Annotated in this window: 18 protein-coding genes; 7 read left to right on the top strand and 11 right to left on the bottom strand. The window is 66.5% G+C overall.

What is annotated here, in order from left to right:
- Nucleotides 1–51 precede the first annotated feature (51 nt).
- On the top strand, nt 52–2,754 hold the full coding sequence (locus ACZ5TO_RS21985) for an ATP-binding protein (protein ID WP_464800700.1): 2,703 nt from the start codon (nt 52–54) through the stop codon (nt 2,752–2,754).
- Nucleotides 2,755–2,761: 7 nt separating this feature from the next.
- On the opposite strand, the gene ACZ5TO_RS21980 is transcribed toward ACZ5TO_RS21985, so the two are convergent.
- Genes ACZ5TO_RS21980 through ACZ5TO_RS21970 form a run of 3 tightly spaced genes read right to left on the bottom strand, consistent with a single transcriptional unit; the run spans nt 2,762 to nt 7,196 of the window.
- Nucleotides 2,762–3,841, bottom strand: a complete 1,080-nt coding sequence (locus tag ACZ5TO_RS21980) for a DUF2218 domain-containing protein (RefSeq protein WP_464800699.1) — start codon at nt 3,839–3,841, stop codon at nt 2,762–2,764.
- An 8-nt stretch (nt 3,842–3,849) separates the two neighbouring features.
- The gene (locus ACZ5TO_RS21975; protein WP_464800698.1) at nt 3,850–4,953 is read right to left on the bottom strand and encodes an ABC transporter substrate-binding protein; all 1,104 of its coding nucleotides are present in this window, start codon (nt 4,951–4,953) and stop codon (nt 3,850–3,852) included.
- Between the two features lie 41 nt (nt 4,954–4,994).
- On the bottom strand, nt 4,995–7,196 hold the full coding sequence (locus ACZ5TO_RS21970) for a TonB-dependent siderophore receptor (protein WP_464800697.1): 2,202 nt from the start codon (nt 7,194–7,196) through the stop codon (nt 4,995–4,997).
- Between the two features lie 203 nt (nt 7,197–7,399).
- On the opposite strand from ACZ5TO_RS21970, the gene ACZ5TO_RS21965 reads away from it, so the two are divergent.
- Complete coding sequence (locus ACZ5TO_RS21965) at nt 7,400–8,410, top strand: helix-turn-helix domain-containing protein (protein WP_464800696.1); 1,011 nt, start codon at nt 7,400–7,402, stop codon at nt 8,408–8,410.
- Nucleotides 8,411–8,604: 194 nt separating this feature from the next.
- On the opposite strand, the gene ACZ5TO_RS21960 is transcribed toward ACZ5TO_RS21965, so the two are convergent.
- From ACZ5TO_RS21960 to cyoA, 5 genes are all read right to left on the bottom strand, one after another.
- A complete protein-coding gene (locus ACZ5TO_RS21960) occupies nt 8,605–9,327 on the bottom strand; it encodes an SURF1 family protein (RefSeq protein WP_464800695.1) in 723 nt (240 codons plus the stop codon).
- 36 nt (nt 9,328–9,363) lie between these two features.
- Nucleotides 9,364–9,750 carry a cytochrome o ubiquinol oxidase subunit IV gene (cyoD, locus tag ACZ5TO_RS21955; protein ID WP_184140700.1) on the bottom strand — a complete coding sequence of 129 codons (387 nt, stop codon included), beginning with the start codon at nt 9,748–9,750 and terminating at the stop codon, nt 9,364–9,366.
- The gene (cyoC, locus tag ACZ5TO_RS21950) at nt 9,747–10,367 is read right to left on the bottom strand and encodes a cytochrome o ubiquinol oxidase subunit III (RefSeq protein WP_464800694.1); all 621 of its coding nucleotides are present in this window, start codon (nt 10,365–10,367) and stop codon (nt 9,747–9,749) included. Before cyoC ends, cyoD begins: the two co-directional genes overlap by 4 nt.
- 4 nt (nt 10,368–10,371) lie before the next feature.
- Nucleotides 10,372–12,375 carry a cytochrome o ubiquinol oxidase subunit I gene (gene cyoB / locus ACZ5TO_RS21945; RefSeq protein WP_184140696.1) on the bottom strand — a complete coding sequence of 668 codons (2,004 nt, stop codon included), beginning with the start codon at nt 12,373–12,375 and terminating at the stop codon, nt 10,372–10,374.
- An 84-nt stretch (nt 12,376–12,459) separates the two neighbouring features.
- A complete protein-coding gene (gene cyoA / locus ACZ5TO_RS21940; RefSeq protein WP_184140694.1) occupies nt 12,460–13,563 on the bottom strand; it encodes a ubiquinol oxidase subunit II in 1,104 nt (367 codons plus the stop codon).
- Nucleotides 13,564–13,822: 259 nt separating this feature from the next.
- Here cyoA and ACZ5TO_RS21935 point away from each other — a divergent pair, with 259 nt between their 5' ends.
- Genes ACZ5TO_RS21935 through ACZ5TO_RS21925 form a run of 3 tightly spaced genes read left to right on the top strand, consistent with a single transcriptional unit; the run spans nt 13,823 to nt 17,667 of the window.
- Nucleotides 13,823–15,148, top strand: coding sequence for an MFS transporter (locus tag ACZ5TO_RS21935; protein WP_464800693.1), 1,326 nt, complete (start codon nt 13,823–13,825; stop codon nt 15,146–15,148).
- Nucleotides 15,149–15,188: 40 nt separating this feature from the next.
- Nucleotides 15,189–15,659 carry a GNAT family N-acetyltransferase gene (locus tag ACZ5TO_RS21930; protein ID WP_464800692.1) on the top strand — a complete coding sequence of 157 codons (471 nt, stop codon included), beginning with the start codon at nt 15,189–15,191 and terminating at the stop codon, nt 15,657–15,659.
- A 7-nt stretch (nt 15,660–15,666) separates the two neighbouring features.
- A complete protein-coding gene (locus ACZ5TO_RS21925) occupies nt 15,667–17,667 on the top strand; it encodes a beta-N-acetylhexosaminidase (RefSeq protein WP_464800691.1) in 2,001 nt (666 codons plus the stop codon).
- A gap of 49 nt (nt 17,668–17,716) precedes the next feature.
- On the opposite strand, the gene ACZ5TO_RS21920 is transcribed toward ACZ5TO_RS21925, so the two are convergent.
- Both ACZ5TO_RS21920 and ACZ5TO_RS21915 read right to left on the bottom strand, forming a co-directional pair.
- The gene (locus tag ACZ5TO_RS21920) at nt 17,717–18,427 is read right to left on the bottom strand and encodes a YczE/YyaS/YitT family protein (protein WP_464800690.1); all 711 of its coding nucleotides are present in this window, start codon (nt 18,425–18,427) and stop codon (nt 17,717–17,719) included.
- Nucleotides 18,428–18,585: 158 nt separating this feature from the next.
- Complete coding sequence (locus tag ACZ5TO_RS21915) at nt 18,586–20,325, bottom strand: amidohydrolase family protein (RefSeq protein ID WP_464800689.1); 1,740 nt, start codon at nt 20,323–20,325, stop codon at nt 18,586–18,588.
- A gap of 184 nt (nt 20,326–20,509) precedes the next feature.
- Between ACZ5TO_RS21915 and ACZ5TO_RS21910 the strand changes: the two genes are divergently transcribed.
- Both ACZ5TO_RS21910 and ACZ5TO_RS21905 read left to right on the top strand, forming a co-directional pair.
- Nucleotides 20,510–21,412, top strand: coding sequence for a LysR family transcriptional regulator (locus ACZ5TO_RS21910; protein WP_464800688.1), 903 nt, complete (start codon nt 20,510–20,512; stop codon nt 21,410–21,412).
- Nucleotides 21,413–21,487: 75 nt separating this feature from the next.
- The gene (locus ACZ5TO_RS21905; RefSeq protein WP_464800687.1) at nt 21,488–22,873 is read left to right on the top strand and encodes an NAD(P)/FAD-dependent oxidoreductase; all 1,386 of its coding nucleotides are present in this window, start codon (nt 21,488–21,490) and stop codon (nt 22,871–22,873) included.
- Here ACZ5TO_RS21905 and ACZ5TO_RS21900 read toward each other — a convergent pair.
- Complete coding sequence (locus ACZ5TO_RS21900) at nt 22,870–24,657, bottom strand: aminopeptidase P family protein (protein WP_464800686.1); 1,788 nt, start codon at nt 24,655–24,657, stop codon at nt 22,870–22,872. The two genes, ACZ5TO_RS21905 and ACZ5TO_RS21900, sit on opposite strands and share 4 nt — an antisense overlap.
- Nucleotides 24,658–24,661: the final 4 nt, after the last annotated feature.

Genomic DNA, 24,661 nt, shown 5'->3' with positions numbered 1-24,661 from the left:
GAACATGCTACAGCTTGGACAGCGCAGGCCGTGCGGAACATGAGAGAAAGTATGGCGGACGACGACCGTGACGACGATCGCAAACCCGACACCGATGCATTGCCCGCCGGCGCCGCCGAAAAGGAGCAGCGCGGCAAGCTGACCGTCTTCCTCGGCGCCGCGCCCGGCGTCGGCAAGACCTATGCCATGCTGACGCGCGCCGGCAAACTCAAGGCCGAGGGCGTGGATATCGTCGTCGGTCTCGTCGAGCCGCATGGCCGCAGCGAGACGGCCGCCCTTCTCGACGGGCTCGAAGTGCTGCCGCGCCGCAAGGTCGTCCAGGGCGAGAAGGTGCTGGAGGAATTCGACCTCGACGGCGCGCTCGCCCGGCATCCGCGCATCGTGCTCGTCGACGAGCTTGCCCATTCCAACCCGGAGGCGAGCCGCCATCCCAAGCGCTACCAGGATGTCGAGGAACTGCTTGCCGCCGGCATCGACGTGTGGACGGCCCTCAACATCCAGCACCTCGAAAGCCTCGCCGACATCGTGGCGCAGATCACCGGCGTGACGGTGCGCGAGCGCGTGCCGGACCTCGTCCTGAAGAAGGCCGACGAGATCGTGCTGGTCGACCTGCCGCCGACCGAGCTGATCGAACGGCTGAAAGAAGGCAAGGTCTACCTGCCGGAAAGCATCAGCCGCGCCGTCGACCGTTTCTTCCGCCTCGGCAACCTGACGGCGCTGCGGGAACTTGCGCTGCGCCGCACCGCCGACCGGGTCGACGACCAGATGGTCGACTACCTCCGCCAGAATGCCATCGAGGGCCCGTGGGCGGCCGGCGAGCGGCTCCTGGTCTGCGTCGGGCCGGACGATCTTTCGGAAAAGGTGCTGCGCGTCGCCGCGCGGCTCGCCACAGGCCTCCACGCGCCCTGGCTCGTCGTCTCCATCGAGCGAGCGGACCGGGAGGAGGAAACGCCGGAGCGCCTGCAGCGCATCGAGGCGCTGTTCCGGCTGGCCGAACAACTGGGTGCGGAAACGCGCCGGGTGGCCGGCACGGATTTCGTCGAGGAGATCCTGAAGCTCGCGCGGCGCGAGCACGCCACGCAGATCGTCATCGGCGCCCGGCGCCAGCGGGGCTGGATGCGGTTCTTCTCCCGCTCCCTGCCGGATGCGCTGTCGCGCCGCGCCAGCGGCCTCGGCGTCTATTTCGTGACGCCCGAGAAGGCGGACAAGCCGGCCATGCCGGCTGCCGCCCTTCCGGCCGTCAGCATCGCTTCGCTGCGCCATGCCGCATTGGTCGCGGCCGGCCTCGTCGGCGTGACGGCGGTGGCGGGCAAGCTCGTCTACCAGTTCGCCGAACTGCCGAACATCTCGCTGCTCTTCCTGCTCGCCGTGCTCGGCGCGGCGGTGGTCGGCGGCTATGCCTCGGCCTTCATCGCCGCGCTTCTTTCGGCGCTCGCCTACAACTTCCTCTTCATCGACCCGCTGCACACCTTCACGATCACCGCGCCGCACGAGGTCTTCGCGCTCGTCGTTTTCGTGTCCGTAGCGGTGATCGCCGGCAGCTTCGCCTCACGCATCAAGGAACAGGCGGAAGTTTCGCGCGTGCGCGCCGCCGCCCTGCAATCGCTCTACGATTTCTCCCGCAAGCTCGCGACGACCGCGACCGGGGACGATGCGATCTGGCTCGCGGTCTCCTATCTCCAGGCCAGCCTCAAGCGCAACGTCGCGCTGCTGGTGCCGGAGAAGAGCGACCTCAAGGTCGCCGCCGTCTGGCCGCCGGATACCGATCTCGACGCCACCGATTTCACCGCCGCGCGCTGGACGCGCGACAAGCAGGAGCCGGCGGGCTTCGGCACGGGAACGCTGCCGGCGAGCCGCTTCGAGTTCCGTCCGCTGATGGGCCCGCACGGGCTGGTCGGCGTCTGCGGCATCGAGCATTCCGACGAGCGCCTCGACCTCAACGCCGAACGGGCGCTGACCGCCATCCTCGACCAGACGGCGATCGCCCTCGACCGGGCGCGGCTTTCCGACGAAAGCGTGACGCAGGCCGCGCGCCTCGAAGGCGAGCGCTACCGCGAGGCGCTGCTTTCCTCCGTTTCGCACGACCTGCACACGCCGCTCGCCACCATCCTTTCCGCCGTCCGGAGCCTGCGCCAGCCGGCCGCCGATACGACGGCGGAAGAACGCGACGAACTGCTGCGCTCGATCGAGGAGGAAGGAAGCCGCATGAACCGCTTCGTCTCCAACCTCCTCGACATGACGCGCATCGAATCGGGCACGCTGAAGCCGAAGAGCGACTGGATCGACGTCTCCGAACTCATCCACTCGGCCGTCGAGCGGGCGCGCAAATACTATCCGGGCAAGGTCATCGAGACGGGGATCGCTCCCGACCTGCCGCCCATCGAGGGCGACAGCGTGCTGCTCGGCCAGGTGCTCTTCAACCTGCTCGACAACGCCGTGAAATATGGCGGCGAGGAGCCGGTCAACGTCTATGCGCGGCGCGACGGGACGGACGTGCTGATCTCGGTCACCGACCTCGGCAAGGGCATCGCGCCGGCCGACATCGACCGCATCTTCGACAAGTTCCACCGCCGCGGCAAGCCGGACGGCCGCACGCAGCAGAGCACGGGGCTCGGCCTTTCCATCGCGCGCGGCTTCGTGGAGGCGATGGGCGGGCGCATCCATGCCGAAAGCCCCGCCGTGAAGAAGAAGGGCACGCGCATCGTCATCCGTTTCCCGACCGGAGACAGGACAAAGGCCGAGAAGGCGAAATGAGCGAGGCCTACTCGCTCTCGGGAGTGCCGCGCCGCCAGTAGGAGACGACGAGGTGCTCGCTGCCGGCAAGCCCTCGTTCCTGCCGCACATGGCTGCGGATCGCCCGGAAAGCCTCGAATTCGCAGCCGGCCCAGACATAGACCTTGCCGCCCTCCGCCGGAAAGGCGGCGGCGCGCACCGCATCGGCAAGAAGGCTGGTGCCGCCCGCCGGCCGGCCGTCGCGCAGGAGCCATTCGACGGCAATGCCGGCCGGCCCGGCGAGCGCCTGGATCTCCGCCGCATCGGCGACTTCGATGAAGGCAAGGCCGCGGGCATCGGCCGGCAGGTGCTCCAGCATCCGGGCGATGGCCGGAAGCGCCGTCTCGTCGCCGGCGAAGAGATACCAGTCGGCCGCAGCAAGGCCGCCGCCGCCCGGCCCCACCACCCCGACGCGGTCGCCGACCGAAGCGCGTCCGGCAAAGGCCGAGCCCGGCCCGGCATCGGCATGCAGCACGAAATCGATATCGAGCGTGCCGGCGGCAAGATCGACGCTGCGCACGGTATATTTGCGCATGAGTGGGCGCAGGTCCGGATTGTCCCAGGCGATCACGCCGTTCGCCCCGACGCGCGGCCATTGCGGCTCGGCGGCCCCCGGGCGCTGGACCATCAGGTTGAGATGCAGCGCATCGAGCCCGGCAAAGCGCGCGACGTTCTCGCCGGAAAGGGTCAGCCGGCGCATGTGCGGCGTCACCTGCCGACAGCCGACGACCTGAAGAATCTGGAAATTCGGCGGCCGGACGATCTCGCCGCCATCGCCCGTCCAGGCGATCTCCGGCGGGTCGTCCCCGGCAAATTCCAGGATATGCGAGGCCACCGACATGCGGGCGAGATAGAGGCCTTCAAGGTCCGGCGCGGCGACTTCCACCACCGTTTCACCCCCGGCGCGGGAAAACTGCGCACTGATCCCGCCCATGCGCAGCAGCGGGCCGGTCGGGCCGGCGCTCACCACGGCATTATGCTCGGTCATGTGCTCGCAGAATTCCGCGATGACGGGATCGGGATCGCGAAGGGCGATGCGGGCCTGAGCGGTATAGTGTCTGCCTTGCATGCGGCGTCCTATTCGGTTTCGTGGTCGATCCAGAACGTGCCTTCGAGCGGCACCGCCAGGAAACGGTCGTTGATTTCGGCGAGCGTCGCGGCGGGGTCGACATCGGAAAAGACGTCGGGATGCAGCCACTTGGCGAAGCACTCGAAGACGAGGATGTTGACGACGGAGATGGAGAGCTGGTGCGAGACCGCATGGGCCCGCCCGCTGCGCACCGCCGTCAGCGCGTCGCGCATTCCTTCCCCGAGAATGCCGTCGAAGGATCTTTCCGCCGAAGCCCGGTCGATGCCGCCGCCGAGAACGAGGCCGCTCTGGGCGGCAAGATGCGGGCCGCCGGTCGCGATATAGACCGACGGATCCGCCCCGAGCACGAATTCCGGGCTCAGCCGGCCGTCATAGCCCGGCACGTCCGCGCCGATGCTTTTTCCGCCGGCAAGGCGCAGCGCCTCCGTCATCCGGTTGCCGCTGCCCGGTGTCGAACAGCAGGTGGCGCCCGCATGGGCGTCGACGAGGACGGAGACCGGGGAAAGGGTGGCGGTCCTGTCCGTGATGCGCTTGTAGCGGGCCCGCACGAAATCGCCGTAGGCCCTGCCCTTCTCCTCCCGCCCGACCGCCTTGGCCAGCAGTTCCACGGAAAAGGCCGTCGTCTCGGCCGGCCCCTTGCCGTCGTTCACCGGCCCGTCGAGGAAGAGGACCGGCACGCCGGCCGCCTCCAGCGTCGCCGCCGTCTCGTTCCAGCCGGCCTCCCAGATGGAGACGACGAAGAGGTCCGGCTTGACGGACAGGATTGCCTCGACGGAGGTTTTTCCGGGCAAAACGGCGCCGACGGCCGGGATCGCCTCGATGGCGGGAAAGCGGCGGCGGTAGGCCTCGTACATGCCGCGGTCGATGCGCTGCGGCGCAGCCCAGCCGGCGATACGCGCGACGGGATCGGCATCGACGAGGGCGAGCGAGATGAGGATGAGGCTTTCGTTCGTGGCGATGCGGTGCGCGGGCCCGGCGAGGCGGACGGTACGCCCCGCCGCGTCGGACAGCACGATCTCCGCCCGCGCCGGGATGGACCACGCCAGCACGAGGGCCGCGGCCACCATCAGGAAACGGAGGACCGGCGGCATGCCGCCGGCTCTCTTCATCGACGGAAATCGCGTCAACAAGCTCACCATTCGTATTTCAGGCTTGCCATGACGGTCCGGCCCGGGCCGTAGTTGCAACTCCCACCCGTGTCGTTGGTGCACTGGACGACATAGACCTCGTTGAACAGGTTGGAGACGTTGAGGCGCAGCGTCGTTCCGGAAAAATCCTTGTTCAGGGCGCCGAGGTCGAACTGCGCGCCGATATCGACGAGCGCGAGGCCCGGGATCCTGAGCGCATCCAGATAGGCCGTGTCGGTATGGTAAGACGACATAGCGCGAACGCCCGCGCTCAGCGACAGGCCCTCGGCCCATTCCGGCCGGTACTGCACCCAGAGGGCGCCCTGATGCTTCGGCACGCGGAGCATGTCCTGCCCGACCTGTGTCGCGATATTCGTCTCCAGCACCTTGGAGTCGGAATAGGCATAGGAGGCGATCAGGTCCAGTTCCGGCGTCAGCTCGTACTTGCCCTCGATCTCGAGGCCGCGGATGCGCTGCTCGCCGGTCTGGACATAGCCGAGCGTCGAGCCCGTGCCGCTGTAGACGGGCGTCAGCGCATTCTCCAGCGTCAGGTCGAAGACCGAGACGCCGATCATGCCGCGCCCGCCCTCCGGCTCGTACTTGATGCCTGCCTCGAACTGCTGCGATTCCTGCGCCTTGTAGGGATCGCCGTCGACGTCGGCGCCGATCGTCGGCAGGAACGACGTGGAGAAGCTCGCATAGGGTGTCAGGCCGTTGTCGAAGAGATAGGCAAGCCCGGCCCGGCCCGAAAGCGCGCCGTCCTCGTTCTCGTAGGTGACGTTCTTTATGCGGTCTGTCGTCGTAATCTCCGAATGGTCGTAGCGAAGGCCGAGCGTCGCCAGCCAGCCGTCGTAGCGGACCTGATCCTGGATATAGGCGCCGATCTGGTCCTGCTCGGATACCCTGGAGGTCGTCCAGGCCGGGAAGGCATAGGTGCCGCCGTAGACCGGGTCGAGGTAATCCTGGCTGGTTATCTTCGCGCTGCCGAAATACCGATCGGACTTGAGATGCATGTATTCGAGCCCGAACAGCATCGTATGGTCCAGCGCGCCGGTATCGAAGCGCGCTTCGAGCTGGTTGTCGATATCGATGGACGACAGCCTGTCGTCGGACGCCGAGACGACGCGGCCGAGCGTGGTGCCCGAAGGCGGCTTCGTCGTCCATGTGAAGGCCGGATTCACGACGGCCAGGAACATGTTCTGGTCGGCATGGCTGTAGCGCAGGTTCTGCCGGAAGGTCAGGTCTTCGGTGAGATTGTGCGAGAACTCGTAGCCGGCCGTATAGAGATTGGCGTCGAACTCGTTCGCATTGGAGAGATAGTCACCCATATGGGTGCTGGTCGGTATCTGCCCGGCGGGGTTCTGTATCAGCGTGCCGAAGGCCGGATAGAAGCGCCCGCTGAAATTCTTCGGGTTCACCTTCTGATAGAAGCCGTAGAGGGTAAGCGAGGTGTCCTCGTCGGGCGACCAGGTGAGGCTCGGCAGCAGCATGAGCTGCCTGTTGCGCTCCTCATCGATCTGGCTGCCGAGGTCGCGCGCCTGCCCGACGAGACGATAGGACCAATCGCTGTCGGCACCGACCGGCCCGGTGAAGTCCACCGAGGTCTGGATGCCGCCGAGGGACGACGTCGTCACCTCCACCTCGTTATGGGCGTCGGCCTGCGGCCGCTTGCTGACCTGGTTGACCAGGCCGCCGGGCAATGTCTGCCCGTAGAGGACCGAGGACGGTCCCTTGATCACCTCGACGCGCTCCAGCGCATAGGAATTGATCGGGGTGGAGGCATATCCCTCCGTATCCCCCGCCATGGCGAGGCCATCGAGCCAGAGCCGGGCATAGGCATTGTAGCCGCGGATCCACATCCAGCCGCCGCGCACGTCGTCGCCATTGGCCTCCGCCATGACGCCGGGCGTGTAGCGAAGCGCCTCGCGGACGGAGTTTGCACCGCGCGCATCGATCTCGTCACGCGTGACGACGCTGACGGCCTGCGGCGTCTCGCGCAGCGGCGTGTCCGTCTTGGAGCCGCTGAGGCTGCGCCTGGCGACGATGCCACGGTCGGGGCCCTTCGCATTGTCGCCGGCATTGTCTACGGTGACGGCCTGAAGCTCCGTCGTCGCCGCATCCTGCGCCGACAGCGGCCCCGCCGCCGCGCCCACCGCGAGCGCCACCGTCGAGGCGAGCCAAAGCCGCCGGCGCCCTGCCCTCCTCATCGCCGTTTTCTGTCCCAAATTCATGTTCACGACCCCAACGTCCCTGCCTTCTGCAATAACTTGACCTTGTTAATCAAGTTAAGTTATTCCTAGGGCAACATTCGCACGGCCGGCAACGCCGGTTCCTTTGCGGAACGCGCAGATGCCTTTGCGCGACGGGAAATCTCCACCCCGGGTCGGGAAACGCAACAGAAGGGAAAGCAATGGCAGCCGCAGGCGGCGATGCCGGAAACCGGGCCGACGCAGGCCATCTTCGCGTGCGCGATTTCATGCGCCACGAAGGCATTGCGCTCGAAAGCCCGGAGGAGCGGCTTTCCCCCGACGATACGCTGATGAAGGGCGCGTTCCTGCACCGGGAACTGCGCCGCGGCCTCTTGCTGCATGTCAGCGACGCCATCGAGGAGCGGGCCTTCACCGCCACCTCGCTCCTGCCGGAAGAGCTCTCCTGCATCTTCTTCCTGGAGGGCAGCGTCGATCTTGCGATCGGCGGCCGGCGCTTCGCCTTCCATGGCGAAGGGGGCCTTGCCGAAGGCGTGGCCATCGTGAATTCCTGCCCGGAGCATTTCGCCCGCGCCTCCCGCGGGCGCCAGCACCTTCGCCATCTCGTGGTGTCGGCGACGCCCGAATGGCTGCACCGCGACGCGCTCGAAGCCGTCACGGACGGGACAGGCGGCGCCCGGCTGCTGCGCAACCATCTTGCCGAGCACCGCTGGACGCTGACCCCGCGCATGATCGACCTCGTGCGGCAGATCTTCTCGCCCTCCCCGCTCGTTCCCGAACTGCGCGACCTCTATCTGGAAGGCCGGGCCGTCGAACTGGTGGCCGAGACCATGGCGGCGGTGCTGCGGTCCGACCGCCGCGAGGCCGGCGGGGCGACGCTGACCCGCCAGGACGCCGTCTGCCTGCAGCGGGCGAAGGATTTCATCGAGGCCCATGCCGGCGAGCCGATGAGCGTGGAGGCGATCGCCCGCGAGGCGGGCATCAGCGCGAGCGGCCTGCAACGCCTCTTCCGCGCCGCCGAGAGCCGTAGCGTCTTCGACTATGTGCGCAACGTGCGGCTTGAGCGCGCCTTCACCGCCCTCGGCCGCGGCGAGGCCACGGTACAGGAGGCGAGCGCCATCGCCGGCTATACCAGCCCCGCCAATTTCGCCACCGCCTTCCGCCGCCGCTTCGGCATCGTGCCGACCGCCGTCCGGCGCACGGGCCTTTCCTGAAGGGCACGGCGCAAGCCCCGACGGCTGCCCGAAAGTTTATTTGCACAACCGTACCGGATTCGCCGAATCAGACCTTCCCTGTGCCCCGGCGAAACCCTAGTTGGATATCACTCGCGCAACCCGCGAGCTTCCCCGCGTCATTGGGAGCCAAACCGTGGCGCTCGCTGCCCCGCTTCGTGCGGGGCTTCTTTTTTTCACGACGAGCGATCAGCGAGGCGGCGGATGCGGTAGACGCCGAACGCACTCATGGCGGCCAGCGCATACCATGTCAGCGCGTAGACGAGGTGGCTGTTGCGGAAGGCGACGACCGTGAGGCCTCCGACGGGAAGGCCGCCCGGATTGGGCGTCGCATCCGCATCGATGAAATAAGGCGCGACATCGGAAAGCCCTTCGGCCGCGGCAATGGCGGCGACATCGCGGGAGTACCACCGGTCATGCGCCGGATCGTTGGAGCGCAGGAACGCGCCGCCGGGCTCCGTGATGCGCAGAAGGCCCGTCACCGTGACGGGGCCGGCGGCGATCTCGCCTGCCAGGCGCGCGGCCGGATCGCGCTTGCCGGCGGGCACGAAGCCCCGGTTGACGAGGATCGCCGACCCGTCGGCAAGGCGCAGCGGCGTCACCACCCAGAAGCCGGCGCCGAGCGCCGTCACCGCCTGCACGAGGACCGACTTGTCGTGTTCGAAGAGCCCGGTCGCGGTGACCCGGCGATATTCGTCGTCCCGCGCATTCACGCCGCCCCATTCGTTGCGCGAAGGAGCCGGCACCGGCGCGGCATGGATCCGCGCCTCCACCCGGGCAATGAGATCGAGCTTCCAGGAAAGCCTCTGGACCTGCCATGTGCCGAGCGCGAGGAAGACGGCGACGAGAAGGACGAGGAAGGCGATGAGGCGCCGGCGGCGGGAAGCGGGCTGGGGCATGCTACAGCATCACGTCCATCGTCATCGTCCCGCCCGTCAGGGCATGTTCTTCATCATCTCCTGGGTCATCGGCATCATGTTGGCGTTGAGGTGATGCATGACCCAGAGGGAGCCGGCGAGCGCGATGCCGACGATGATGAGCGTGAAGATCAGCGCCATCAGCGTCCAACCGCCCTCCGAGCGCGGGTTCATGTGCAGGAAGTAGATCATGTGCACGAGGATCTGCACGACGCCGATGCCCATGACGAGCACGGCCGTCAGCAGCTTGCTTTCCAGCACGCCCGCCATGACGAGCCAGAAGGGAATGGCCGTCAGGATGACCGACAGGATGAAGCCGGTCATGTAGCCCTTGAACGAGCCGTGCCCGGCCTCGTGGCCGTGGCTGTGGGCGTGATGTGCTTCAGAGGCGCTTTCGTGGCTCATCCGAGGACTCCCAGGAGATAGACGAAGGAGAAGACGCCGATCCAGATGACGTCGAGGAAGTGCCAGAACATGGAAAGGCACATCAGGCGGCGGCGGTTCTCGGGGGTGAGGCCATGCTTGCCCACCTGCACCATCAGCGTGATCAGCCAGATCGTGCCGAAGGTGACGTGGAGGCCGTGCGTGCCGACCAGCGTGAAGAAGGAGGAGAGGAACGCCGAGCGCGTCGGGCCCGCCCCTTCGAGGATGAGGTGGTGGAACTCGTAAAGCTCCACCCCGAGGAAGGTCGCGCCGAAGAGGCCCGTGACGGCGAGCCACACCAGCGTCTCCATCTTCGCGCCCCGCTCCATCTGCAGCATGGCGAAGCCGTAGGTGATGGAGGACAGGAGCAGCATCGCCGTGTTGAAGGCGACGAGGCCGAGGTCGAACAGGTCGGCCGGCGACGGGCCTGCCGCATAGCTGCGCCCGAGCACGCCGTGCGTCGCGAAGAGCACGGCGAAGATCAGGCAGTCGCTCATCAGGTAGATCCAGAAGCCCAGCATGGTGCTGTTTTCCGGATGGTGTTCTTCCGTCAGGTAGAACTGCGGCTTTTCGGTTTCCTGGACTTGGGTCGCGCTCATGGGCTCAGGTCCGTTCTGCAAGCGTCTTGGTGCGGGCTTCTTCCGTCGCCACCACGGTATCGGCGGGAATGAAGAAGTCGCGGTGATAGTTGAAGGTGTGGCCGATCGAGACCGCGACGATCGCGATGAAGGAGAGGGCGGCCAGCCACCAGATGTACCAGATCAGCGCGAAGGCAAGCACGGTGCTGATGCCGGCGAGGATGATGCCCGTGCCGGTGTTCTTCGGCATGTGGATCGGCCTGAAGCCGGTCAGCGGGCGCTCGTAGCCGCGGCTCTTCATGTCGTACCAGCTATCATGATCGTGCACGACGGGCGTGAAGGCGAAGTTGTAGTCCGGCGGCGGCGAGGAAGTCGACCATTCCAGCGTGCGGCCGTCCCACGGATCGCCCGTCGTATCGCGCAGCTCATCGCGGCGCAGGAAGCTGACGACGAGCTGGACGATGAAGGCGAGGATGCCGAGCGCGATCAGGAAGGCGCCGACGGCGGCGATGATGAACCAGATCTGCAGCGAAGGGTCCTCGAACTGCGAAACGCGGCGCGTGACGCCCATGAGGCCGAGCACGTAGAGCGGCATGAAGGCGACGAAGAAGCCGATCTGCCAGAACCAGAAGCTCAGCTTGCCCCAGAAGGGATCGAGCCGGTAGCCGAAGGCCTTCGGGAACCAGTAGTTGACGCCCGCAAGCAGGCCGAACAGCACGCCGCCGATAATGACGTTATGAAAGTGGGCGATGAGGAAGAGCGAGTTGTGCAGCACGAAGTCGGCTGGCGGGATGGCCAGCATCACGCCCGTCATGCCGCCGATGACGAAGGTCACCATGAAGCCGACGGTCCACAGCATCGGCACATCGTAGCGGATGCGTCCGCGATACATGGTGAAGAGCCAGTTGAACATCTTCGCGCCCGTGGGGATCGAGATGATCATCGTGGTGATGCCGAAGAAGGCGTTGACCGATGCACCCGAGCCCATCGTGAAGAAGTGGTGCAGCCACACGAGATAGGACAGGATCATGATCACGCAGGTCGCATAGACCATCGAGGCATAGCCGAAGAGGCGCTTGCCGCAGAAGGTCGCCACCACCTCGGAGAAGATGCCGAAGGCCGGCAGCACGAGGATGTAGACCTCCGGATGGCCCCAGATCCAGATGAGGTTGATATACATCATCGGGTTGCCGCCGAGGTCGTTCGTGAAGAAGTTCGTGCCGACATAGCGGTCGAGCGAGAGCAGCGCGAGCGTGGCCGTCAGGATGGGGAAGGTGGCGACGATCAGGATGTTCGTGCAGAGCGAGGTCCAGGTGAAGACCGGCATCTTCATGAAGGTCATGCCGGGCGCGCGCATCTTCACGATGGTCGCGATGAGGTTGATGCCCGACAGCGTCGTGCCGACGCCCGCCACCTGCAGGCCCCAGATGTAATAGTCGACGCCGACGCCGGGGCTGTAGGCCGCACCCGAGAGCGGCGGATAGGCAAGCCAGCCGGTGCGCGCGAACTCGCCGACGAAGAGCGACATCATGATGATGATCGCGCCGGCCGTCGTCATCCAGAAGGAGAAATTGTTGAGGAACGGGAAGGAGACGTCGCGCGCGCCGATCTGCAAGGGCACGACATAGTTCATGAAGCCGGTGACGAAGGGCATCGCCACGAAGAAGATCATGATCACGCCATGGGCGGTGAAGACCTGGTCGTAGTGGTGCGGCGGCAGGTAGCCTTCGCTGCCGTTGAAGGCGATGGCCTGCTGGATGCGCATCATGACGGCATCGGAAAAGCCGCGCAGCAGCATGATGATGGCGAGGATGATGTACATGATGCCGATCTTCTTGTGATCGACGCTGGTGAACCATTCGTGCCAGAGATAGCCCCAGAGCCTGTACTTCGTGATGAGGGCAAGGAGGGCGAGGCCCCCGAGCGCCACGACCGCGAAGGTCACCACGAGGATCGGCTCGTGGTAGGGGATCGCTTCCCAGGAGAGCCGCCCGAAGAGGAAGTGCGTGAGGCTGGTATTACCGAACATGGGATCGTCCAATATCGTTTCCATTGCAGCCCGCGGGACCGCGGGGCCGGGATGCCCGCCGGGACCGGCGGACATGGAGAGCTGTTACATCTGGTGCCCGTCGTGGTTCATCGTGGCCGGCTCCTCGACGCCTTCGGCCGGTTCCTCGCTGTGCGAGGGATTGCCGGTGTCGGGGAAGGTCGCGGCTGTTCCCCCTTCCCCGGACGCCTGGTCGGCATGGCGGTTGTCGTGCTGGAGCTTCGCCCTGTTCTCCTGGCTCTCGACGCCGGCACCGCCCATCATGTCGATATGCATCATGTCCTTCATGCACATCTGGCCTTCGCGCACGCACATGTTGAGCACGGCCTCGTAGAGCCCGTCATCGACCGAGGCGTAATAGCGCACGGGTTCCTTGACGCTCGGCTTTTCCAGCTTGAGGTAGGCGTCGCGGTTGAGCGCCGTGCCGTTCTGCTTGACCTGCGCGACCCACTGGTCGAAGCCGGCCTGGTCGAGCCCGTGGAACTTGAAGCGCATGTGGGAAAAGCCGTCGCCGCTGTAGTTGGACGAGAAGCCCTCGTAGTCGCCGGCCTTGTTGATCACGGCATGCAGCTTCGTCTCCATGCCGGGCATTGTGTAGATCATGCCGGCGAGCGCGGGCACGTAGAAGGAGTTCATCACCGAGGAGGCGGTGAGCTTGAAATTGATCGGCACGTCGACGGGCGCGGCCATCTCGTTGACCGTGGCGATGCCGTAATCAGGGTAGAAGAACAGCCACTTCCAGTCGAGCGCCACCACCTCGACGGTGATCGGCTTGACTTCGCCGCTCACCGGGCGGGCGGCATCGATGCGGTCGAGCGGCCGGTAGGGATCGAGCTTGTGGGTGCTGACCCAGGTGATGGCGCCGAGCGCGATGATGATGGCGAGCGGCGCCGACCAGATGATGACCTCGAGGCCCGTTGAATGGTGCCATTCCGGATCGTAGGTCGCCGCCTTGTTGGACTGGCGGTAGCGCCAGGCGAAGAACAGCGTGAGGCAGATCACCGGCACGATGATCAGCAGCATCAGCACCGTCGAGATGACGATCAGGTCCCGCTGCTGCACCGCGATATCGCCGGAGGGCGCCATGACGACCATGTCGCATCCGGACAAGGTCGCGAGCATGAGGGGAAGGACGATCGAGATTCGGGCTAAACTGAATGGCTTCGGCATTTCGGCCTCGACTTGCGTTCTGTCTAGTCGGCATTAAGCGGGCGCTGTCGCACTTGGAAATGAGGTGGTTCGTCGCAGCGCAGCATTGTGTCGCACCGCGGCAGGACGTCGGGGGCTGTCCGCCGGGGCGGATTTGTACTAGCCCAGATGCGTAGGGCGCCGTCGTCGGGCGACGCTCGAATGTACAAGCCAATTCTTGATATTCGACGCCGAATAGTCAACACTTGAACGACATGGCGCACATCGCTCGGAGAAATTCATGAGTTCGGTCGCTAACCCCACTTCGTCAGGTCTGGAACGGGACGCCCGCCGCATGCATGCGGACGGCAAGCCGCTGTCGCCGGGCAGTGTCGCCATCGGTGTGGTTATCGGCCGCACCTCGGAATTCTTCGATTTCTTCGTCTACGGCCTCGGCTCCATCCTCGTCTTCCCGAAGCTCATCTTTCCCTTCGCGCCGAGTGCGGTGGCCGGCACGCTGATGGCCTTCGCGCTCTTCCCCCTCGCCTTCCTTGCCCGGCCGGTCGGCTCCTTCATCTTCATGTGGATCGACCGCAACTATGGCCGCGGCACGAAGCTGACGGTCGCGCTCGTCATCCTCGGCGGCTCGACCGCCTCCATCGCCTTCCTGCCGGGCTACGAGACGATCGGCTACTGGGCGGTGGCGCTGCTCGCACTCTTCCGGCTGGGGCAGGGCTTCGCGCTCGGCGGGGCGTGGGACGGACTCGCCTCGCTCCTCAGCCTCAGCGCGCCCCCCAACCACCGCGGCTGGTACGCGATGATCCCGCAGCTCGGCGCGCCCTTCGGCTTCGCGCTCGCCAGCATCCTCTTCGGCTATTTCGTCAGCAACCTTTCCGAGGCCGATTTCCTCGCCTGGGGCTGGCGCTATCCCTTCTTCGTCGCCTTCGCGATCAACGTCGTGGCGCTCTTCGCGCGCCTTCGCATCGTCGCCAGCAAGGAATTCGGCGCCGCCATGGAAGCGCAGGAGCTGGAGCCGCGGCCGGTCTTCGAAATGCTGAGCAAGCATGCGATCGACGTCGTGCTCGGCGCCTTCGTGCCGCTCGCCAGCTTCGCGATGTTCCACCTCGTCACGATCTTCCCGCTCTCCTGGGTCACCCTCAAGGGCGGCCAGTCGGCGGCGGAATTTCTCTGGGTGCAGGTGGCGGGCGCGGGCGTCGGCGCGGTCGGCATCGTGCTGTCCGGTATCCTCGCCGACCGGATCGGCCGGCGCAACCAGTTGATGGCCGGCGCGATCCTCATCGCGATCTTCTCCTTCTCCGCGCCCTTCCTGCTGGATGCCGGCGGCAAGGGGCAGGACGCCTATATCCTGATCGGCTTCTTCATCCTCGGCCTTACCTTCGGCCAGTCCTCGGGCGCCGTCTCCTCGCGCTTCACGCAGCCTTACCGCTATACCGGCGCGGCGCTGACCTCGGACCTCGCCTGGCTCGTCGGCGCGGCCTTCGCCCCGCTCGTGGCGCTCGGCCTTGCCTCCAGCTTCGGCATCATCTTCATCGGCGGCTACCTGATCTCCGGCGCGATCTGCACCATCGCCGCGCTCACCCTGACGCGGGTGCTCGACCAGCATTAGGCAGTATCCGGGGGCGCATGCCCCCGAGCGGAGGTTCTCCTTGGACTATCTCGTCAACCTTACGCGCCTTGCCCCCGCGCCGGCGCTCGACGTGCGCATGGCGGAGGCCGGGGTGACGATCCGCCGGCCGCTCGCGCCCGAGGCCGGCCTCGTCACCGACTGGATCGCCGCGACCTTCGGCAGGGGCTGGGCGAGCGAGATGTCCGTCGCGCTGACGCGCCAGCCGCCGAGCGCCTTCGTCGCCACCCGCGCCGGCAGGCTCGTCGGCTTTGCCTGCCACGAGGCGATCGCCCGCGGCTTCTTCGGCCCGACCGGCGTCGAGGAAGGCGCACGCGGGCTCGGCATCGGCCATGCCCTCCTGCTCGCCAGCCTCTTCGACCTCAAGGCGATGGGCTATGCCTATGCGATCATCGGCGACGTTGGCCCCTCCGCCTTCTACGAGAAGACGGTCGGCGCCATGCCGATCCCCGATTCCGCGCCCGGCATCTATGCCGGCATGCTCGACATCTGAGAACGCCATGCTCGCCCTCGAAACCATGTTCGTTCCGGCCGGCGACGACAGGGCAATGGCCTATCGCCTCAGCCTTGCGAACACATCGGGGGAAGCGCTTGCCGGCTTCCGGCTCTGCTTCAGCGGCCTCGGCCAGATCGCCCCGACGGCAAAAGCCGAGGGCGGGACCATCGGCCGGATATTCTCGACCTTCGTGGAGCTCCTCCCGCCGCAGGGTTTCATCCTCGCACCCGGCGCGACCTGGACGGTCACGCTGCACGATCTCGGCTGGGCGTTCCAGCACTGGACGGACGGCGCGCGCGGGGCCTATCTCGTGCTTGCCGACGGCTCCACCCTCGCCCTTGCCACCGCTGCCACGAAATTCGCCGGCCGCAATACGCCGGCCAAGCGCGGCGCGGAGCCCTTTCCCGTTCCCGCCGCCCCGCCCGCGCCCATCGCGGTCATTCCCTGGCCCAACGCTGTCTCCGTCAGCGGCCTTGCCGGCGCGCCGGCTGGCCTTGCCCTCATCACCGAGGGGCGTGAAGCGGAGGCGGCCGCGGAAGCCTTCGCCCGGCTCACCGACGACCTCTTCGCCGTCGAGGGCATCGTGCGGCCGGAGGAGGAAGGCGGCCGGCCGGTTCATCTGCATTGCCGCGAAGGGTTCGGCGCGGAAGCCTACGAGATCGCCTTCGCACCGGCCGCGGCCACGGTATCGGCGTCCAGCCGGACGGGCCTCCTCTACGGCCTCGTCACGCTCGGCCAGATCTGGCGCGGCGCGCATCATTTTCCCTCGGCCTACGGTTTTCCCCGGGAGGGGACGATCGGCGACGCGCCCGCCATGGCCTGGCGCGGCCTCCTCCTCGATACCGCGCGGCAGTTCTACGCGAGCGCCGAGATCAGGAAGCTGCTTTCCGTCCTCGCCTGGAACAAGGTGAACCGCTTCCACTGGCATCTTTCCGACGACGAGGCCTGGCGCATCGAGATCGACGCCTATCCGGCGCTTGCCGCCGTCGGCGCCTGGCGCGGCCATGGCCTTGCCATCCCGCCCCTGCTCGGCACCGGCCCGGAAAGAAGCGGCGGCTATTACAGCAAGGCGGCGGTGCGCGACATCGTCGCCCATGCGGCAGGCTTCGGCATCGAGATCGTGCCGGAGATCGACGTGCCCGGCCACAGCCACGCCCTCCAGCAGGCGATCCCGGAACTGCGCGACCCGCAGGAGAAAGGCGGCTACCAGTCCGTGCAGGGCTTTCCCGACAATTGCCTCAACCCTGCGCGCGAAAAGACCTACGAGGTGCTGGAGGCGATCTTCCGTGAGGTCATCGACCTCTTCCCCTTCAGGACCATCCATATCGGGGCGGACGAAGTGCCGCTCGCAGCATGGTCCGGCTCCCCGGAAGCGCTCGAAAGGCTGCGCGCCATCGGCGGCCCCGCAATGGCCGAAGCCCATGCGCGGCGGCTGAACGCCGTCAGCCAGTCGCCCCTTGCCGAGGACATCGAGGGCTCCGGCGCGGCAGCGTTGCAGGCAATCTTCCTCAAGCGCATCCAGACGTTCCTCGCCGCCGAAGGATGCGTCACCGGCGGCTGGCAGGAGGCCGCGCACGGCAATGCCTTCGACAGGGAGACGACCTATCTGTGCGGCTGGCGCGACGGAGAGGTCTCCGCCGCGCTCGCCGAGGAAGGCTACCGGATCGTCGTCACGCCGGGACAGGCCTATTACCTCGACATGGCCATGAGCCCCGACTGGGACGAGCCGGGCGCAAGCTGGGCTGGCTCCTCGACGCCGGAGGCGACCTACGCCTTCGATCCCGTCGCGGGCTGGAGCGCTTCCCAGAAGGAAAGGCTGCTCGGCGTGCAGGCCTGCATCTGGTCGGAGGCGATGAAGGACCGCGCGGTCTTCGACCGTCTCGTCTTCCCGCGCCTTTCCGCCGTCGCCGAGACCGGATGGACGCTGCCCGGGCGCAAGTCCTGGAGCCGCTTCAAGGCCGCTGCCGGCCTGATGCCGGTGCTTTACGGATCTTCCGGACACTGAAAGGCGCCCGCAAGGGGCGCCTTCGCATTTCGGTTCCGATGCCCACCGCCTATTCCGCGGCGGCTTCGAGGTTGCCCGCAGCCGGCGCCGCGTTCCTCGCGCTCAATTTCCTGTAGAGGAAGAAATAGAGCTTGATGTATTGGCCGACGAGGATGGCGTTGAGGATCGTGCCCTCGCGGATGAACTTGATCTCGCCGAGGAAGGCAAGGCCGATCAGCGCGGAGATGACGAGCAGCGTGCAGTCGAAGCCCGTCTTGATGTTGCCCCACTTCCAGCCGGTGCGCTTGAAGATCGTGTTGACGAACATGTCGATCGGCATCAGCACGAGGTTGGCGCGGATCATCAGGAAGAGGCCGAAGGCGAGCGCCGCATCGGCGAAGACCAGCAGGGCGACCCGGTAATAGTAATCCTCCAGCACGATGAACTCGGTGAGCTTGAGGTTGAGGTCGAGGAACACGGCCAGAACGAAGGCGGGGATCAGGGCGGCGAAGTTCTTCAGCTTGAAGTCCTTCGGCAGCACCAGGTAGGTCAGGAACAGCATCAGCAGTTCCAGCATGAAGTTGTAGGTGCCCTGGCTGAGCGGCGTGTAGACGAGCGTCATGGTGCGCGTCAGGCTGCTCTGCGGCGAGATGCCGACACCCGCCCGGATCGCAAGGCTCACGCCCAGCGTCAGGATGTAGATGCCCAGTACATACATGATCCAGCGCCGGGTAAGGCTGCCGGTGTCGACGATATCGGCTTCCGCCGGACGATGTGCCATGGTTTCCTCCCGATGGTGTTGCACGGCGGCCTCCCTTGCTCCCGGCCGGCCGCGCCTGAATTCGTTCCTGCGGGTTTCCCGGAACTCCTTCTCCCGGTCAATCCGCAATCCTGTCTTTCCAACAGGCGCCGGAGCGCCTGCCGGAATTTTCGTGGGCTTCACGCCATGAAGCGGAAGCGGTGCAGCGAGATGAAGAGGCTGAGCAGCTTGTTGACGACCGGCTCACCCTCGTTGCGGTTGCCGAGGTCTTCCAGCGCCGCGTCGATGGAACTTGCCGCGGCCGTCAGTTCCGAGACGGTCATGTTCGCCATGACGCCGTAGATATCGAGCGGCATCACCGCCTTTTCCGCCTTGTCCTCGGTGACGATGCAGGCGCCGGCATAGGTGTCCACCTGCTTCACGCAATGACACATCTCCGCGCTCTCCTCGCCGATCACGACGAAATAGGGCTTGGGCGCCGGCCAGAAGGTCGCGACCGCCCCGCGGTCGATCGACACGCCCTTGAAGAGGCCATTGACGATGTGCCGCTTGCCGTTCGCATAGCGCTGGATGACGGAGAGGCGCGAGTATTTCACGCCGTCCACCTCCGGCACGACCCTGCCGTCCGTGAGCGGCACCCAGACTTCCTGGTAGAACTTGGCATGGCCGCGGCCGTAGACGTCGAAGAGGTAGACCTTGGCCTTGCTGCCGTCCTCTGAGATTTCCAGCGGCACGATATCGAGCTGGTCCGCCGTCAGGTCCGAAAGGCCCGGAACGCCCTTCTTGCACATGCCGGAATAGTCGATGTCGGCGTTCTTCAGCAGCTTGCGGTCCTTGGCCACCAGCTCGCCGTCCTTGAAGACGAAGAGCGGGTTGATCTTCGACAGGCTGTCGGTCAGCACGATGTCGGCGAAGCGGCCGGGCGTCAGCGAGCCGATCCTGTCCTCCATGTGGAAGGAACGCGCCGTGTTGTAGGTCGCCATCTTGATCGCATGGATCGGGTTGATGCCCATCTCGGCGCAGAGCGAGATGATCCAGTCCATGTGCCCCATGGTCAGCAGGCGCTCGACGGAGATGTTGTCCGTGCAGAGCATGAAGTTGTCGGTCGGCCACTTGCGGTCGACGATGGCGCGCAGCAGCACCTTGATGACCTCGGCCGAGCCGACGCCGAACTTGATATGCGTCGGAAAGCCGTATCGGATGCTCTTTTCGATATCCTTCTCGTTCCAGACGTCGTGGTTGTTGGAAACCCCGATGGCCGGAAGATAGTTGAGGATCATGTCGGAGAGCGCGGTGACGCCCCAGTGGCCGTTCATGAAGCCGCCCTTGGCGCGCACCCAGGCGGCCTTGCGGAAATCGTCTTCGCTGCCGGAGGAATAGGTGAAGTGCTCGAACTCGCCGAGGCCGATCACCGGCTCCATCTTCAGCACCGCCTCGGTGACGTTCGCCGCCGTCTTCTTGCCCGGCGCGAAGGCATAAAGGCGATAGGGCAGCTTGTCGTAGTCCTTGAAGAGCTTCTGCGCCGCTTCCACGCCCTCTTCCGCCGCCGCGCTCAGGAGGTCGAGGCATTCGGAATAGATCGTCGTCGTGCCGCAAGGCACCATGGCCTCGGCGAGCGCCGTCGGATGGGCGAGCTGCGATTCGAAATGAATATGGGCGTCGATGAGGCCGGGGATGGCATAGAGCCCCTTGCCGTCGAAGACCTCCTTCACCTTCAGGATGTCCTCGTCCGGATTGAGCGCGATGATGCGCTTGTCGTAGACGAGGATCGAGCCGTGGTAGACGGTCTCGCCGTGAACATCGAGGATGTTCAGGTTCTTCAGGAGCAGGTCGGCTTCCCGCTCGCCGTTAAGGATGGCGAAGATCGCCCGCACCGTGTCGTAGTGCGCGGCTTCCGCGATGTTCACATGCTGGTTCATGACTGGTCCTCCGGTCTCTTCGGCCCCGTCGCCGGGGCCGGCAATCGTTCGGGGTTTCCCCCGGAAGCGGCGGCTCCCGCCCCCGCGCTTCCCGAATGGCATAAGACGCCATTGCACCGTTTCCGAAAAGCAGTATTTTCTGCGCATAACGTACGCTTTTCGAGAACGGTTGAAGGAGAACGCCATGCTGCACTCCCGCGTGCTGCGCTATATCGACGAGGTGGCACGGCTGGGCTCGATCCGGGCGGCCGGCGAGCGGCTGAACGTGGCGCCGTCGGCCATCAACAAGCATGTGCTGCAACTGGAGGAAGCCATCGGCGAGCCGCTGTTCGAGCGCCTGCCGCGCGGCCTGCGCCTGACGCCGGCCGGCGAGATCCTCGTTGCCCACATACGCCGGACGATCAAGGAATACAGCCAGGTCGAGGCGGAGATTCGCGACATCAAGACCTTGCAGAGCGGCGAGGTGATCATCGCCACCATGAACGGCCTTGCCGGCGGCATCGTGCCGAAGGCGGCGGCGAGCTTCTGCGCCCGGCACCCGCGCCTGAAGATCTCCATCCGCGTGATGTTCGTGCGCGACATCGTGCAGGCGGTGATCGACGGCGAGGCCGATCTCGGCCTTGCCTTCAACCTGCCGGCGACGCCCCAGCTCGAGACGCTGTGGAAGGCGGATACGCGGCTCGGCGCCGTCGTCTCGCCGGAGCATCCGCTTGCCGGCATGGAGACGCTGCCACTTTCCTTCTGCGAGCCCTATCCGCTGATCTTCGCGGAAAAGTCCATGCTGATCCACGGCATCGTCGCCGACGCCTTCGCCGAGGCCAGCCTTGCGGTGGAGCCCGCCTTCCTCACCAATTCCATCGAGGCGATGAAATGCCTTGCCGCGGCCGGCGACGGCATCGCCTTCCTCAGCAAGTTCGACATCGCCGAAGAACAGCGCAACGGCATGCTGACCTATGTGCAAATCCGCGACCGCACCTTCGGCAAGAACGTGCTCTCCCTCGTCCAGCGCGAAAAGCGCGGCCGGGCGCTCGCCGCCTCCATGTTCGCCGACGAGATCGCGCGGGCGCTGCGCGCCATCGTGGAATAGCGGGTGGAGCCTGTTGCGGCCGGGCGTGCCGGTTCCTATGCTCGCGGCCTGCCCGCCCGAACCGAAAGCCCTTCCATGGACGTCAAGACGAACGGCAACGTTTCCTTCTGGTATGCCGATATCGGCGGCCTTCCGCAAAGGCGCCCCGCCCTTCCCGGCGACCGGCAGGCGGATGTCTGCATCATCGGTGCGGGCTATACGGGCCTGTGGACCGCCTATTACCTCAAGAAGGCCGATCCCGGCCTCGACATCGTCGTCGTCGAGCGGGAATTCGCCGGCTTCGGCGCGTCCGGGCGCAACGGCGGCTGGCTTTCCGGCGGCTTCGGCTGGTCGCGGGAAAAGTACCTCAAGACCTCCAGCCGCGGCGCGGTGGTGGACATGCAGCGCGCCATGGCCGGCACGGTGGACGAGGTCATCCGCGTCTGCACGGCCGAAGGCATCGACGCCGATATCCTGCGGGTCGACAACATCACCGTGGCGACCAACGCCCCGCAACTAGAGCGCGCCCGCGAGGAATACCAGTTCTACCTCGACTGGGAGATGCCGGCCGGGCAGATCGAAATGCTTTCGGCGGAGGAGGCCGCACGGCGCATCCGCATCAAGGACGTGAAGGGCGCCTTCGTCATCCGCGACATGGCGCGCGTGCAGCCGGCCAAGCTCGTGCGCGGCCTTGCCGCCGTGGTGGAAGGCCTCGGTGTTGCCATTTACGAAGGCACCACCGTCACGCGCTTCGGAAAGGGCCTGGTCGAGACGGACCGCGGCACCGTGCGCGCGCCGGTCGTCATCCGCGCGACGGAAGGGTTCACCGCCGGCCTTCCCGGCTGCGAGCGCACTTGGCTGCCGCTCAACAGTGCCCAGATCGTCACCGAGCCCGTGCCGGATGCGCTCTGGCGGGAGATCGGCTGGGAGGGGCACGAGCTCCTCGGCGATGCCGCACACGCCTATTGCTATGCCCAGCGCACCCGCGAGGGCCGCATCACCATGGGTGGGCGAGGCGTGCCCTATCGCTTCGGCTCACGCACCGACGATGCCGGGAAGACGCAGCAGGCGACCATCGAGGCCCTGCACGCCATCCTCCTGCGCCTTCTGCCGCAGACGAAAGCGCTGAAGATCGACCATGCCTGGTGCGGCGTGCTCGGCGTGCCGCGCGACTGGTGCACGACCGCCGGCTTCGACCCTTCGACCGGCATCGGCTGGGCGGGCGGCTATGTCGGCCTCGGCGTCTCCAGCGCGAACCTTGCCGGCCGCACGCTCTGCGACCTTGTCCTGCACCGGGAAAGCGAGCTGACGGGCCTTCCCTGGGTCAATCGCACGGTGCGTCCGTGGGAGCCCGAACCCTTCCGCTGGCTCGGCGTCCATTCCATGTACCAGCTCTACCGCATGGCCGACGAACGGGAGTTCGCCGGCCTGCCGCAGACCTCGCGCCTCGCGGCGATTGCAGACCGCATCACCGGGCATTAGCGCTCGGCGACGGGCCTCGTCTCCTCCAGCAGCCAGGACCGCGTCTCGGGGCGGACATGGGCTTCGAGCTTCGCGCGCACCTCCGCGTGGTAGGCATCGAGGAAGGCGGTTTCGGCCGGGCTCAGGGCATCGAGGTCTGCCATGGTCAGGTCGATGGGCACGAAGGTGAGCGTGGCGAAGCGGCAGAAGCCGGGACCGTCAGCCACCACCTCCACCTGGTTTTCGATGCGCATGCCGAAAGCGCCCTCCCGGTAATAGCCGGGCTCGATGGTCATGATATTGCCGGGCGTGAGGCCATGCAGGTTCGGCTGGCGCGCGAAGCGGTGCGGATATTCGTGGACCAGCAGGTTATGGCCGACGCCGTGGCCCGTGCCGTGGTCGTAGTCGAGGCCGAGATCCCAGAGCGCGCGGCGGGCGAAGGCGTCGAGCTGGTGCCCTTGCGTTCCCGCCGGGAACCGCGCCGACATCAGCGAGATGAAGCCTTTCAGCACGGCCGTATAGGCAAGGCGCATCTCCGCCGTCGGCACGCCGAACATCACAGTGCGCGTCAGGTCCGTCGTGCCGTTGGCATATTGCCCCCCGGAATCCACCAGATAGGGCGCATCCGTCTCGAGCGGCGCGTCGGTCCCGGGGCTTGCCGCATAGTGGCACATGGCGGCATTGGCACCGGCGGCGGAAATCGTGCGGAAGCTCGGCTCGAGGAAGCCGGGCCGCTCGCTGCGGAAGGCAAGCAGCCGCGCCTCGGCCTCCAGCTCGCCGAGCGGCGTTTCCGTGCCCGCCCGCACCGGCGCTTCAGCGGAAAGCCAGGCGAGGAAATCGGCGACGGCGATGCCGTCCTCCAGATGGCAGTCGCGATAGCCCTGCAATTCGGCCGGCGTCTTTTCCGCCTTGGCGAGCGTTATCGGGCTCGCCTGCGGCGCAAGCCGCCCTCCGGCGGCAAGGATGCGCGCCCGCACGGCCTGCGGCGCGAAATCCGCGTCGATCGCCGCCGTCCTTTCGGTGACGGTTTCGGCAAGGCGGTCGAGCAAGCGTTCCGGCGGCGACAGGGCCACGTCGGCAAGCTCGTAGGCGTCGAGGTCGTTGCCGAGCTTGCGGCGGTCGACGAACCATTCCGTGCGGCCGTCCTCCTCCAGCACGAGGAAGGAATGCGGCACCGGGTTCATCGGCACGTCCGAGCCGCGCACGTTGAGGAGCCAGGCGATATTGTCCGGCAAGGTCTCGACGAGAAGATCGGCGCCCTTCCCCTTCAGGCTCCCGGCGATACGCATCCGCTTGCTCCCAGCCGTTTCACCGGCCATCTCCGGCGGCATGGCGCGGATCGCGCCGAGCGGACGGGGCGGACGGTCCCGCCAGACGGCGTCGAAGGGATCGGCATCGAGCGCGACGAGGCTCGCATCCGCCGCCGCGCAGCCCTCCGCCAGCCTATCGTAGAGGCTGCCGGGCACCAGCATCGCGTCGAGGCCGATGCGCCAGCCGGGCCGCGCATTCGCCTTCAGCCAGCGGTCGAGCGGATCGTCATGGAGGTGATGGACGGCAAAGAGCGCCGGGTCGACCTCCTGGCGCACCTGCACCTGGTAGCGCCCGTCGACGAAGATCAGCGCCTCATCCGCCAGCACGAGCGCCAGCCCCGCCGAGCCGGAAAAGCCGGTGAGGTAGCGCAGGCAATCGTCGCGCGGGGCGGTGACCTCGCTCTGGTGCGCGTCCGTGCGCGGCACGATCAGCCCGTCGAGCCCTGCCGCCGCCATCCAGCCGCGCAACGCCGCCACCTTCTCCTTCGTCGTCATGCTT

The sequence above is a fragment of the Shinella sp. Sh6 genome (assembly GCF_055392685.1).
Note: the sequence above shows the minus strand (reverse complement) of the source record. Positions and strands in the feature narration are given on the sequence as shown.

Coding starts and splice junctions, on each gene's coding strand:
- ACZ5TO_RS21985 (WP_464800700.1), top strand. CDS start 52: ATGGCGGACGACGACCGTGACGACGATCGCAAACCCGACACCGATGCA.
- ACZ5TO_RS21980 (WP_464800699.1), bottom strand. CDS start 3,841: ATGCAAGGCAGACACTATACCGCTCAGGCCCGCATCGCCCTTCGCGAT.
- ACZ5TO_RS21975 (WP_464800698.1), bottom strand. CDS start 4,953: ATGCCGCCGGTCCTCCGTTTCCTGATGGTGGCCGCGGCCCTCGTGCTG.
- ACZ5TO_RS21970 (WP_464800697.1), bottom strand. CDS start 7,196: ATGAGGAGGGCAGGGCGCCGGCGGCTTTGGCTCGCCTCGACGGTGGCG.
- ACZ5TO_RS21965 (WP_464800696.1), top strand. CDS start 7,400: ATGGCAGCCGCAGGCGGCGATGCCGGAAACCGGGCCGACGCAGGCCAT.
- ACZ5TO_RS21960 (WP_464800695.1), bottom strand. CDS start 9,327: ATGCCCCAGCCCGCTTCCCGCCGCCGGCGCCTCATCGCCTTCCTCGTC.
- cyoD (WP_184140700.1), bottom strand. CDS start 9,750: ATGAGCCACGAAAGCGCCTCTGAAGCACATCACGCCCACAGCCACGGC.
- cyoC (WP_464800694.1), bottom strand. CDS start 10,367: ATGAGCGCGACCCAAGTCCAGGAAACCGAAAAGCCGCAGTTCTACCTG.
- cyoB (WP_184140696.1), bottom strand. CDS start 12,375: ATGTTCGGTAATACCAGCCTCACGCACTTCCTCTTCGGGCGGCTCTCC.
- cyoA (WP_184140694.1), bottom strand. CDS start 13,563: ATGCCGAAGCCATTCAGTTTAGCCCGAATCTCGATCGTCCTTCCCCTC.
- ACZ5TO_RS21935 (WP_464800693.1), top strand. CDS start 13,823: ATGAGTTCGGTCGCTAACCCCACTTCGTCAGGTCTGGAACGGGACGCC.
- ACZ5TO_RS21925 (WP_464800691.1), top strand. CDS start 15,667: ATGCTCGCCCTCGAAACCATGTTCGTTCCGGCCGGCGACGACAGGGCA.
- ACZ5TO_RS21920 (WP_464800690.1), bottom strand. CDS start 18,427: ATGGCACATCGTCCGGCGGAAGCCGATATCGTCGACACCGGCAGCCTT.
- ACZ5TO_RS21915 (WP_464800689.1), bottom strand. CDS start 20,325: ATGAACCAGCATGTGAACATCGCGGAAGCCGCGCACTACGACACGGTG.
- ACZ5TO_RS21910 (WP_464800688.1), top strand. CDS start 20,510: ATGCTGCACTCCCGCGTGCTGCGCTATATCGACGAGGTGGCACGGCTG.
- ACZ5TO_RS21905 (WP_464800687.1), top strand. CDS start 21,488: ATGGACGTCAAGACGAACGGCAACGTTTCCTTCTGGTATGCCGATATC.
- ACZ5TO_RS21900 (WP_464800686.1), bottom strand. CDS start 24,657: ATGACGACGAAGGAGAAGGTGGCGGCGTTGCGCGGCTGGATGGCGGCG.